Below are 12,655 nucleotides of genomic sequence, written 5' to 3'. Positions count from 1 at the left end.
GCTCCTCAATTGATGCTCAACCAGCGTGAAAGAGGCTTCATGCAGTGAGTCATTGGCATTGGTGTAATGGCGTTATTATTAAGTTCACCTTCGTAAATACGTTCAATAGCGTTGATAGATGCAGTCGTCGTTAAGTGCTGGCTAGCATGTAGGTAAGCGTTTTCCGCCAGCTTGTTTCTTAATGCCGCGTCTTGCATGACTTGTTGAATCGCGTTTAACAGGCTCGCCATTCCACTGTTCTGGTACAGCAATGCAGAGTGATTATGCTCGAACAACTCAGGAATGCCTCCCGTTTTAGGAGCCACGATAGGCAGTTGAGCTAAAGCCGCTTCCCCGAGCACGAGACCAAAGGCCTCTTCATAGGCGCCGCTAATAAAAGCGTCTGCATTACCACACATCCACTCTCCGGCATTGTGTTGCTCCCCGACAAAGTGCACTCGCTCTTGGATACCAAGATCCGATGCAAGCTGTTGCAATGCTTCTCTTTCTTCGCCGTCACCAACAATAACAAGGTGAGGGTTGTTGTGGTGGTAGTTGTGCATGCGCATTGCGCGAATAAGGCGGTCGAACCCTTTGCGCTTAATCAGCGAACCCACCGACAGAAAGGTAAAGGCCTGTGATGGGATTCCGAGGCGATCTTTAATGTCGATGGGTGTATCCACGCCTTGAAGTGACACGCCGTTGTGTACGACATGAAGTTGGTTTTGTGGGTAGCCGTCCTGAAGAATTTCGCGTCCAACATCTTTGCTAACGCAAATCAATTTTGGAGAGAGGTGAAGTCCGAGAGAGAAGCGATCGCGCAATGTATAATGGCAATGAAGTTGCGTGACAAGTGGTATATGATTCATGCGAGCAGCCAAACACATCCATTGACAAGGGCCGCCGCTATTGACGTGTACCAAGTCGATGTTGTGCTTTTCGATCAATGCTGAGCCTTGTTTGATAAGGCTATTCCACCCGCTAATATCCCAGCGCGGAGCGCTCCAACCACCCACCAAATTGAAGGCTGAATGTTCCGCTTCAATTCCGAGCGATTGGCACTTATCGATTAATGGTTGGCAGTTGGACCATACGAATGGCTCAAACTTATCGCGGTCGATTCCTGAAATGAGATCCAGAAGCACCACTTCACTGCCGCGAATCCAATTATCACCATAATGAACATATAGAATGCGTTTTGGCGTAGTCATAAGTCACCTCTGTCTCATCATTAATCTGCGTTAACTGCTGAGCTGCAATAGAGATGCCAAAATATGCCATTAGTTTATGTGATTGAATCTTATGTGATATTTATGTTTGGAACTCATCATTCTCATATTGAGAACCAATATGGATTAGTGATCCGTTTCAATTTGATATTTTTGTAGCAATACGGGAATCACACTTTGCGCTGAGAAATCATCAATGATGGTTTGTCGAGCATTCTGGCGAATGAGTGATTGTTGCGCTTCACCAATCGACATCCAGTCATGAAGACATTTAGCAAGAGAGGGAATGTCTTCGACGATAAAACCATTTTTACCCGTTTGGATAATATCTGGAAGACGACCTACACGTAAGCTCATCACGGCAATGCCTCTCGACATGGCTTCAAGCGCCGCCATTGGAAGACCCTCATAACGAGAAGAGATGATAAGTACGCTGATATTTTCCCAAACACCTTCCATATCGGTTTGATGGCCGAAGAAAGTCACATTTGGAGGGGCAGTTTGATTAAGCGATTCTTTTTCTGGGCCATCACCGTACACACTAAACTGTAATGTTGGACAGAGCCTCGCTACCTCAATAAATTGATCGGCGCCTTTTTCCTGACTCAATCGGCCGACAAAAGCGATCTCCTGATAGTTGAGTTGACTGTTGGGAATCGAAACAAAGTTATTCAGCAGTTCTGAAGAACAAAAAACTTTGCGCTGAATACTTGGACTGACAGCAAAGCAATAGTCAGATAGGCTGCCTGAGCTTCTATCAAGCCAATCGTATAGCCATAGCTTCCCTGAGGACGATTCACCAGCATGATAAGTTGAAATCAAACGAGGAAACGTACGGGTGAGCAGTTTGGCGCAGCGCGACAAAATCGACGCTTTATAACCATGGGAGTGAACCACTGAGGGTTGGTGATTGGCGATAGCGCTTGTTAGGTGTTTAATTTTTAAAGCTTTATTGGGCTCGCCAGACAAATAGTTTAAGTAACTCACAGGGATCGCGGCTTCTTTTGCCTTCTGTACAATTTGAGCGGCTGGCGAATACTCAGTGGTTAGCACAACTCGAGCTTTGTTTCCAAAGGCGATTAATCCCCGAGCTAGCTCGATAACGTGACTTTCAATGCCGCCGAATAGACGGCTATCAAGCAAGATCCAAATTTCACCAATGGCAGGTTTATCAAGATTGTTCGAGATTAATTTCATCCGCTTCCCACGCTTGTTTTTTTCGGTAAACCGTAGATGGGCTTAACTCCAGCATGACAGCGGCGTTGAGGACGTTGCCATCACAGTACGCAATTGCGTTTTGAATTGCTTCACGCTCTACTTGCCACATAGGGCGAATGGTTCCATCAGAGTTAAAGTACGGTGAGGTAGCAGCAGAGGCCGGTGTACCAGGCTGCTCTGCTGCGGTAATCGACGGTTCGACCGCAGAAGGTGAAGGTTCCTCAGTATAAACAGGTGGTGGTGTGATTGGTGCAATGTTTGTTGACTCTTGAGCAACATGCGCAGGCGTCGTTGTTTTCGTCACTTTAGACTTTTTAGTAAGTTGAGCGGGTAGGTGGCTCACCGTGACTTTTTCGTCGTTATTAAGCACCACAATGTTACGTATGATGTTTTGTAGTTGCCTTACATTACCCGGCCATTCGTAATGCTTGATGATATGTTGAGCTTCACTGTCGATTGTTGAGAATTTCTTTTTGTCCTGTTTGGCGTAAGTGGTCAAGAAGTGCTTGGCAAGCGTGACGATGTCACTTCCTCGTTCACGTAATGGGGGCATATCGATAGGTATAACGTGCACACGGTAGTATAAGTCTTCACGAAAACGACCTTCTTCTACTTCTGTTAATGGATCTCGGTTAGTGGCACAAATGATTCTCACATCTACTTTCATTTCTCTAGTGCCACCAAGAGGGGTGTAAGTGCCCGTTTGTAGAAAACGGAGCAACTTCTTTTGCATCTCAAGTTCCATTTCACACAGCTCATCAAGAAAAAGCGTACCACCATGTGCCAGCGTCGCCGCACCTTTTCGATCTGTTGTTGCTCCAGTAAAGGCCCCTTTAACGTGACCAAAAATCTCACTTTCCATCAAATCTCGTGGAATAGCCCCACAGTTAATTGCAATAAAAGGCTTGTCTTTACGGTCGCTCTGGCGGTGGACGGCTTCAGCACAAACTTCTTTACCTGTGCCGCTTTCTCCCACAATAAACACACTGGCAGAAGTTGGCGCAACAGCATCAATGGTCTTGTATACCGCCTGCATCGGGAGGCTTGAACCGATGAATCCGTGATAGTTGTGGCGATCAAACTTGGACTGAATATTTTCCACCAAATCTTCCAATTTGGCGCGTTTAAGGTGCAATGCGACTGATGTTTTTAGGCGATCAGCGTTTATGGGCTTTTCTAAGAAATCTTCCGCACCTTTTTGAATTAGATTAACGGCTAAGTCGACGCTGCCGTGTGCCGTAGCAATAATAACGGACGTAGGAATGTCATTCTGGTTGATCCAATCCAACACGTCTTCGCCAGACATGTCGGGCAGTTTCAAATCGAGAATGATGAGCTGAGGTTTGCTTCTTTCAATAAATTGAATCGCTTCGCGACCTGTCTCGACATGAAAAATGTCATAAGGTTCGTCTTTCACATACTGCTTATAAAGTATGGCTAGTGAAGTAGAGTCCTCTACCAGTAACACCCTTGGTCTCATAGTCCCATCCCAACGTAGTTTGTTTCATTTTTTATGATTTTTGTCAGCACTACTATTTGGCATTATGAGTGGTTTATAGCTCTCTAGTGCTGAAAATTCTCAATTTGAGAAAAGCGTTATTTAAGTATTAGCACAAGGTAGGAAATTTGCGAAAAATCCATACTTTTTAATTGATTAAGTTATACCCAAATAATTTCAAGGTGTGTGGCTTGGCGAGGGTGACTGAATTTGGAGCCTAAATTTCTGAGATGATGTCGGCATCGCGCTTTATCAAACGCGATGCTTTGCTAGGGAGTAAGACACTGATACTACTCAAACCCTTGAGCTTTTCGCTTTTCTAACGCATCAAACGATTCATTGGCGAGTTGAGGAAGTGTTTCACAAAGCTCCAATGCTTTTGGTATTTTTCCTTCGACACAGTACTTCTCAATCATTCTTACTTGTCTTGAAAGCGTTCGATTGCCTAGAGCGAGAGCAGAACTGCCCAGTGTGTGAACCTCGAACTCTAATGTTTGAAGGTCTTTTGTGCTTAATGCTTGCTCTATTTTCTCCATGCGATCGCGTGACTCTTCGACATAGTGATCAATCAAGGTAGGGATGATTTCGGCGCACGTATCTTTGATCATTTGCTGAAGAATATGCTCATCCACTAATTCTTGCTCGATAGTCAATGTGTTATTTATCGTCATAATAGCGCTCCCTATAACATAAACAGTTCGCTTTTTTTAATTTGCTGAGACAGTTTTTCTTTCCACTTTTTTGGTAAGAAACGCAGCTTGGAAACTTGGCGGATTAACTCATCTTTCAGGCTTGGAGTGTGCTTCATGTTCAGTACAGAACCAATCAAGTTCGCATCGCTAGCATCGAGTAGCTTTTTGGCTTGCTCGAGCTGGGTTGCAGTCGTAGAGCCATAATGCGCTACTAACAAAGTAGCATCACATACGCCAGCAATCACTTGAGGCGCAATATTGCTTCGGTTGACACTAAGAAGTGGCGATGTATCTATCACGACGCGCTCGTACTGCGTTAACCATTGTGCAATGTTTTGTTTCAGCGTTGTTGGGTCTCGGTACGCTAACTGAGTGCTGGCGAGAGACGGAGCAGGGAGGCCGACTAAAGTTTGATGTGTATTCTCTCGTGTGATCAAATGGCCAACCTTCTCGTCATCATCAAATTCGTGAACAGTGTGATAAGCGGGTTTGAATAAGTTAAGGTCTACATACAAAGTATTGTGGCCTGCTAAAACCAAGCGCTCTGCAAGAGATGACGCCACGGAAGTGACACCATCTTCAGATTTACAACCCACAACACAAATCGTTTTGTGGCCTTTCTGTTCACTCTGAAGATAAATTTGCTCAATCTCAGCGTGAGTTGCAGGAATAGTCATTACAACGCTCCTATTAACACGATGGTTGTGGTGATTTGTAAAATATCTCTTAATCCGGCCCTCGCTTTTTCAACAAAGCTTTCGTCTTTATGGGGAATGTAAATCGTGTCGCCTGCGCGAATGACTGGCAGTTCATAAATGTTGGCTGTTTTACTAAAGTTCACCAAATCAAATGTTCGGGCTTGGCCCTGGCAGCAAGACATATTGACCACACTGATCTTTTCAAGGTAGGCATTATCAGTTGGTCCTCCTGCTTCCGCTAAGAGATCAAGCACAGTCATGTTGTCATTGAATACGTACCGCCCCGGGTCTCTTACTTCACCTAATACGCGTACCGTGGATTCTTTTGAACGATCTAACCAGTTTTTGTTTTTTTCTGGAATGTAAATGGTATCACCAGGACGAACGTGGGGCAGAATTGACTCATCGCCTGTTTCAAAGTACATCGATAAATTCAATTTACTCACTTTGGCATAACCTAGGCCTCGGTGTGTGACACGAATGTTGTGAATATCTGCATCCATTGTCGGTCCATCGGCGGCAGACAAAATATCCAGAAAATGCATATCTTCGGTGAAACGATAGCGCCCAGGTGCATTGATTTGCCCGAAAACGTATATCGATGCGTCAGAGCTTTGGCTTACCCATTGCGACTTATTATCGGATGGGTCGTCAGGCAATGCATGTACCCTTACGACTGTACCAGCGGAAACTCGAGGTAGGCTTGATGTTGGTGAGCCATCCAGAATGTATTGGTCTAAGTCAAATTGTGTCATTTGACCGTTATTGGCGACTTCAATTTTGGTGGTATCAGCTCGTCGAGTTGGGCCACCAACGTGTGCAAGCAGATCAATCAAATCCATTTCGTCTGACCACTCGATGCGTCCAGGGCGAACAACTTCTCCCATCACTGCGACCGCTCGACTAGGTGCTACTTTTAACCAAGACTTCTCATTGAAATCGGTTTTCTCCGGCACGAAAATCGCATCTCCTGGTCCAACATTTGGTGGTCTGGCTGAAGATAGTCCTTCTGTATGCGCGGTAAGATCGAATTTGATGACTTTGCCATCGGCTTTTATAACGCGAATTTGGCGAGATTCTGCGTAGCGAGTGGGCCCGCCAGCGTTGGCGAGGATATCCATGAAGCTAGCGCCTTGCTTGCCTTCGTATGCCCCAGGATGGGCGACTTCACCCATCACGTAAACCACATTTGCACCTGCTTTGATTTCTTCTTCCTGTTTTGGGACAAAGATGGTGGCACCTGGCAGGATCTCTGGCAGTAGGCTTTGGTCTCCAGTATCAAGGTACTTTTTCAGGTTAAACATGGTTGGGTTATTGTTTGTTATCACGCGAATTTGCTCAACACTGGCATATCGTGTCACGCCGCCAGCTCGCATTACGACATCAACTAGCGTGGTGTTTGGCTTGTATGAGAACGAGCCAGGTGCGTTGACTTCACCAAAGACTTTGATTGCACGAGCGGAATCTGCGCTGTCACCTGAATTCGCGAGTTTTGCTGCATCAAACTCTTGCTCAATATTCCCTACGAGTGGGGAAGCGGGGACAAATAAGACATCCAGTGATTCTAGTTTTGGCAGTTGGCTATTGTCACCCGTATCAAGGAAGCGTTTGTAGTCAAATTCAATGTTTTTATTTCCACGTTTCACGATCATTTTATCAAGCTGAGCCCCAGCGCGCAGGCCGCCAGCTTCGTACACAAACATTTGAATGTTGGACCCAGAAGGTAAGGTATATTCACCGGGTTTGACCACGTAGCCTTGAACGGACACTAACAACTGTTGCTGTTTAATAAAAACTCGAGCGTTGTTAACGTCACGATACACGGTCTTTAGCCTGTCGATAATCACGTCTTGGAGTTGTTTTTCATTGTAGCCGGCCACTAATACAGGGCCGACTTCTGGTAAATTAATTCGTCCACGACGATCAACCTGAAACCCTTGGTTTAACGACGCCTCTCCAGGTAAGTTAATCTGTATTAAATCACCGACCTTAACAGTATTGCTCTCATCCGCTATGGAAGAAGGTACCCACGCGACCAGACACAACAACATTAAGAGGATAAATGGTTTCATCGTGTTCATAGCGCGCCTCCTGCCGTTGGGTTGCGGTTTATTGAGCTATCGCTATCTGAATTAGGGCTAATAACCTCGATGCTTACTCGACGATTAGTTAAACGCACGGCGGATGTTTCACCTTCATAGAGTGGCAGGTTATCTCCGACAGATTTGGTAGTGACTCTCTCTGAAGTGATACCAAATACGGTTAGGTAACGCTTTACTTGTTCCGCACGCGCTTGAGCAAGTTTCTGGTTGTAATCGGGTGTTCCAGTTGCATCCGCATGCCCCGTTACTACAAGAGATAGGTTGGGGTGGTCACGTAAAATGTAGGCTGCTTCTGCCAAATGTCCCATGTACTTCGGGTTGATTTCTGCTGAATCGACAGCAAACTGGTTGTCGATATTAAGTAGTGCATAGATATCCGAGACTATGTTTAGGTCGCTACGTAGAGCTTCAATATCATCGGGCGGTGTGCAAATGGTTTGGCTCAGTACGTAGTCGAGTTGTTGTTCGAGCTGGTTTAAGCGTCGACGCTGAATCACAAGGTCGTTGGCAGCGTCGAGTAAAAGCCCACCTTCTAACTCGCGCGCAATTCTATTTTGTTTTTCAAGGGCCTGAACAACTGCCGCAGGAAAACACCAGCGCGCGCCCTCTTGGATTAGTGCGTCTAGATGTAACTTGGTCAGTTGCCAATCAAACCTTAACCCATGTTCTGGACCTAAAGGCTCGTCAGGCATCACTGGGGAAAACTGATAATTCTCGATCGAGATATCTTGATAGCTTTCCGCCAAGCCACCTTTCCCGTGTTCTGGGTAGTCAAACGACGAACAACCAAACATGCCGACAACAAGACCGCTTACTGCATATCGTCGTATAAGATTTACCATGCCAACCTCCGTTTAAACCGGTATTTTTAGTGTCCTTTTGAGTTAACGGGAATGGCATGATTGATACGAAGCAAGCTCATGATTTCTAAAGGTTGGCCTGATACGTTTTCAATACTCATGCTTCTTTCACGTTCAACTAGACGCTTATATAAGTAAACAATGGCACCAATCCCTGAAGAATCAAGAAATTGGACGTGCTGTAGGTTAATTTCGACTTCTTTGTGATGATTGTTGTGAATTACTTCATCAATGTGATGTTGTGCTTGTCGACAGCCACTTGCGTCTAAGTCACCAAAAAACTCAATGGCTAACTTGTCTTGATTGATTTCTAGTTTGCGTAATTCCATGACTCTGTCTCCGTTTGTTTTTCTAATTGGATATAGAGCAGGTAACGTGCCAATTTGAAATTAATTAAAAATCAAATAGTTAAATATTGTTAATGATATTGTTCAATTTGAGAAAGGACTGATTCTCAAATTGAGAATCAAAAACGCACACAGAAATGGTTTGCTTATAAGAGGTGTTGAGCCGAAAGAAGTCGTTAGAGCGGGGGAGGCACGTCATGATTAGATTCCAACTCGATTGACGAACCATCCGCCATACGAGAATAATGTGTAACGACTAAATGCAAAACCTGTCTAAAGTTTATGATTACCTTTGCAAATTATTACTAATGTTGATTGTTATGAGTCGAAGAATAACTAGTAATAAATAGGTCATCGAGAGGACTTACGTTTCAATAAAGGCGATTTTTTGTACAAGGTCTTCTTATGCCATTAAAAATGACATTAATTGCGTTGGCTGTTATGGCTGCGTCTTCACAGCCTCAAGCGGATACTTCTCTCGCACCACCAGTTTCTCTTGCACAAAGCTATCAGGATGGCATTGATGTGTCTGAATATTGGTATAGCGAAAAACTTGATGGTGTTCGCGCTTATTGGACTGGGCAACATCTCGTGACGAGAAATGGTAATCGAATCTACGCCCCAGATTGGTTTACAGGACCTTTGCCTGATTATCCGTTGGACGGTGAACTTTGGGCTGGGAGAGGTAACTTCCATCTTGTTCAGCAAACGGTATTAGATAAAACTCCTGTAGAGTCTGCTTGGCGACATATCGACTTTATGATCTTTGATATGCCATATTCCGCTGGTGATTATCGGAAGCGTTATTACAACATCAAAGCCTTAGTGCTTGAAGTCGACCAGCCTCATATCAAATATGTCGAGCACCGAGCCATTCAAAATGAAGCTCATCTGTTTACACAGTTGGATAAAATTTCAATATCCGACGGTGAAGGGGTGATGTTGCGGAAGGTATCAAGCCGCTATCAGGCTGGACGCGGTAGTGATTTGCTTAAACTAAAACGATACGCAGATGATGAAGCGTTAGTTGTGGGTTATAAGCCAGGAACAGGGCGCTTATTAGGTATGATGGGAGCAATGTTAGTTCGCTTACCAAATGGCATTGAGTTTTACATCGGTAGCGGATTTACCGATGAAGTGCGTCGCCAGCCTCCGAAAATTGGTTCAACCATTACATTTAGATATAACGGTTTTACACATACTGGTAAACCACGTTTTGCTCGATTCTTGCGTGAAAGGCTGAAGGAATAGAACGCTCTGCACTTACTAGTTGCCAACGGTTACGCCACATCGTTTGAAGAGACCCTGCCAAAACTGAACGTGGTTTAGGGTTTCTTGCCTAAATGTCCTATGTGCCTCAATTATGCCATACTGGTGACCATGGAGTTGCATACGGTTCTCCACCAAAGTGGCACCATCATTAAGTTGTTGATAGGTACTGTCTAAATAAGCCAAATAAGGTTGCACTTCTTCAACGTAAATGGATTGAAAGACATTTCTTAAGTAGCGGAACTGGGTGGTGTCTCTGTTCGGCCCGCACAATACATTGCTCTGGTTCTGCTCAAGTAGCTGAGTTGTCGCTTTTAACCAAAGGGATGTGTTTACCATTGAATAGTAAAGTCGTCCGAGTAAACGAGATTTCTCTAACTCTTCTTGATGTTGCGTAACTTCCACATCGGGTAGACGTGAGACCGCGCGGTGGGGTAAATCATACATTTCGCTGAAAATACGATAGACATCGTTAATGCGTGCAATATCATTCGTCGTGTCTTGAGATAGCCAATCAGAGGCAGTTAGTTGCTTCTGCATGGCATCACTTACGAGTAGTAAGTTGTCGAGATGAATGTCTAAATGTTGCCACTTGGTTGAGTAAAGCTCTGCCAATGTCGCGCGTTCTTCATCGCTAAGTGGAAATTCGGATAAACATCGATGCATGACTCTTAAAAGGGCAGTTTGATAATCAAAATCATGAAAGGCATCCTGCACCTTTCCAAGTTGCGAGTTTTTCTCAGCAAGTAAATTGAAGAGTCCGCACTGTCGTAATTGATAGCTCTCTAGCAGGCCAATAGATAGCCTTGGCAATGGCTCGAACAAAACGCGTTTCGCAGGAATCGTTACCGTAGACTGTAATGTTATTGGAATAGCAGGAGCTTCCAATACATTGGCTACACGTTGATGATACTTATCAAACATGGCGTTCTCTGGATTGAACCAGTTATCACAACCATTAAGAATCAAGATTAAGAACAATAAAATAGACCGCACAAATATCCTTTTTTATAACTTCGTATCCGTTGTCTAGAGAGCAAAATCAACCGCTTCGTAATCTTGTTATAAGTATACTCAACCGTGTGATTATTCGATCAAAAAAGCCAGCGGAAGCTGGCTTTTTTACTTTTTATTGAACTGAAAAGTTCAATTGCACTTCTGGCTCTTGGCGATGCATCCAACGCATTCTGACGCCTAACATAAAGGCAGCAGAAGATAGGCCGATGATAAAACCAAGCCAGAAGCCTTGTGCTCCCATTGGCTCAACAATCCAGTCTGTACGGCCAAGGACGTAACCAATTGGGAGCCCAAGAATCCAATAAGCAATAAAAGTACGGTTGAAGATGGCTCGCATGTCTTTATAGCCGCGTAATGCACCAGCTGCGATCACTTGAACCGCATCCGTACATTGATAAACAGCGGCAAACACGAGCAGGTGCATCGCTAGAGTGATTACCTCTGGGTTGCTAGTATAAAGCTCGGCGATCCACTCACGAGACAAGACGGTTAAAATCGCTGTGAGAACGGACAATGCTAGACCAACCATAATGCCGACTCGTGACGCTACGCGCGCGCCATCTACGTTTTCTTCACCAAGTCGATGGCCGACACGAATGCTTACTGCTGCACCAATACTCATTGGTAGCATAAATACCAACGAGGAGAAGTTAATCGCGACTTGATGCGCTGCCACAATGATAGGACCCAGTGGTGAAACGAGCAGTGCAACAACAGCAAACAATGTCACTTCAAAAAACAGCGCTGCTGCAACAGGAAAGCCGAGCTTGAATAGACGAACTTGCGCTTTCCATTGTGGGCGATGCCATTCTCCAAATAGGTTGATGCTTTTCAATCGCTCTGATGTCATCACATACAGCAATAGCATGGCAAACATGACCCAGTAAACAATCGTGGTTGCTACACCACAGCCAACACCGCCTAATTCAGGTGCACCAAACTTGCCGTACACGAAAATCCAGTTTAGAGGAATGTTGAGCAGCAAACCGATAAAGCCAATAACCATTGCCGGTTTCGTCAATGACATACCATCCGTAAAGCTTCTAAGCGTTTGGAAAAGTAAAAAAGCGGGTACTGCTAATATAACGGCATGAATGTATCCCACCGTTTTTTCAGCCATCAGTGCTTCAACATCCATCAGCCCGAGAATAAACTGGGTTTGGAGCAGGACTGCAATTATCGGCACACTGATCAGCAATGCCAAAACGACGCCTTGCTGAATTTCAAACGGTATTTTCACTCGACGACCAGAGCCATTTAACTGTGCGACAACAGGGACCAATGCCATTAATAAACCCACCCCAAACAAAATGGATGGTAGCCAAATACTTGAAGCGACAGAAACCGCAGCCATGTCGGTGGCGCTAACGCCGCCAGCCATTACGGTATCAACAAACCCCATACCAGTTTGAGCGACAGATGCGATCAATACCGGGGTCGCCAATTTGATAAGACTTGATGCTTCTTCTTTATAGCGATGCACGAAAAATACTCCAGAGCGGAACAATAAGTTGAAAGAATGAGAGTACTCGAGGGCAAAAGATGTGGTGAACGGATCTGATGGTTGATTTTAGTCACGATAAGGTGAAAAAATGCCTCGGAGAAACTCCGCGCAAATGATAAACAATTGTATGTTTATATTCCATAGCTAGGTAGTGAATAGTCGATAACACTGACTGGACGCTCTCCACGCTAAGGATACGCTTTTACTGAGAACAGCAGCGAATCATGGTAATGTTGAAACAT

Annotated in this window: 11 protein-coding genes; 1 reads left to right on the top strand and 10 read right to left on the bottom strand. The window is 44.8% G+C overall.

The window, feature by feature from the left end; genetic code table 11:
• Window positions 1-5 precede the first annotated feature (5 nt).
• The 8 genes from R7Z49_RS10760 to R7Z49_RS10725 form a co-directional block, all read right to left on the bottom strand.
• Window positions 6-1,190, bottom strand: coding sequence for a glycosyltransferase (locus R7Z49_RS10760; protein WP_186584270.1), 1,185 nt, complete (start codon window positions 1,188-1,190; stop codon window positions 6-8).
• Between the two features lie 144 nt (window positions 1,191-1,334).
• Window positions 1,335-2,405, bottom strand: coding sequence for a glycosyltransferase family 4 protein (locus R7Z49_RS10755; protein ID WP_318111643.1), 1,071 nt, complete (start codon window positions 2,403-2,405; stop codon window positions 1,335-1,337).
• A complete protein-coding gene (locus R7Z49_RS10750; protein WP_186584269.1) occupies window positions 2,380-3,906 on the bottom strand; it encodes a sigma-54-dependent transcriptional regulator in 1,527 nt (508 codons plus the stop codon). The genes R7Z49_RS10755 and R7Z49_RS10750 overlap by 26 nt, the downstream gene beginning before the upstream one ends.
• Before the next feature lie 308 nt (window positions 3,907-4,214).
• Complete coding sequence (locus R7Z49_RS10745) at window positions 4,215-4,595, bottom strand: Hpt domain-containing protein (RefSeq protein WP_318111642.1); 381 nt, start codon at window positions 4,593-4,595, stop codon at window positions 4,215-4,217.
• An 11-nt stretch (window positions 4,596-4,606) separates the two neighbouring features.
• Window positions 4,607-5,293: an AAA family ATPase gene (locus tag R7Z49_RS10740; RefSeq protein ID WP_005377635.1), complete on the bottom strand. Its 687-nt coding sequence runs from the start codon at window positions 5,291-5,293 to the stop codon at window positions 4,607-4,609.
• Window positions 5,293-7,395, bottom strand: coding sequence for an SLBB domain-containing protein (locus R7Z49_RS10735; RefSeq protein ID WP_186584268.1), 2,103 nt, complete (start codon window positions 7,393-7,395; stop codon window positions 5,293-5,295). Before R7Z49_RS10735 ends, R7Z49_RS10740 begins: the two co-directional genes overlap by 1 nt.
• The gene (locus tag R7Z49_RS10730; protein ID WP_318111641.1) at window positions 7,392-8,258 is read right to left on the bottom strand and encodes an OmpA family protein; all 867 of its coding nucleotides are present in this window, start codon (window positions 8,256-8,258) and stop codon (window positions 7,392-7,394) included. Before R7Z49_RS10730 ends, R7Z49_RS10735 begins: the two co-directional genes overlap by 4 nt.
• Before the next feature lie 26 nt (window positions 8,259-8,284).
• Complete coding sequence (locus R7Z49_RS10725; protein WP_017634929.1) at window positions 8,285-8,605, bottom strand: STAS domain-containing protein; 321 nt, start codon at window positions 8,603-8,605, stop codon at window positions 8,285-8,287.
• A gap of 423 nt (window positions 8,606-9,028) precedes the next feature.
• On the opposite strand from R7Z49_RS10725, the gene R7Z49_RS10720 reads away from it, so the two are divergent.
• Window positions 9,029-9,874, top strand: a complete 846-nt coding sequence (locus R7Z49_RS10720; RefSeq protein WP_191116136.1) for a DNA ligase — start codon at window positions 9,029-9,031, stop codon at window positions 9,872-9,874.
• A 15-nt stretch (window positions 9,875-9,889) separates the two neighbouring features.
• On the opposite strand, the gene R7Z49_RS10715 is transcribed toward R7Z49_RS10720, so the two are convergent.
• Together R7Z49_RS10715 and R7Z49_RS10710 are read right to left on the bottom strand one after the other, a co-directional pair.
• Window positions 9,890-10,888, bottom strand: coding sequence for a DUF3080 domain-containing protein (locus R7Z49_RS10715; RefSeq protein ID WP_318111639.1), 999 nt, complete (start codon window positions 10,886-10,888; stop codon window positions 9,890-9,892).
• A gap of 133 nt (window positions 10,889-11,021) precedes the next feature.
• Window positions 11,022-12,392, bottom strand: coding sequence for an MATE family efflux transporter (locus R7Z49_RS10710; RefSeq protein ID WP_005377626.1), 1,371 nt, complete (start codon window positions 12,390-12,392; stop codon window positions 11,022-11,024).
• Between the last annotated feature and the right edge of the window lie 263 nt (window positions 12,393-12,655).

Source organism: Vibrio sp. 1562 (genome assembly GCF_033340155.1).
GTDB classification, from domain to species: Bacteria; Pseudomonadota; Gammaproteobacteria; order Enterobacterales; family Vibrionaceae; genus Vibrio; species Vibrio alginolyticus.
The sequence above is the reverse complement of the archived record's forward strand: the minus strand, read 5'-3'. Positions and strand labels throughout refer to the sequence as shown.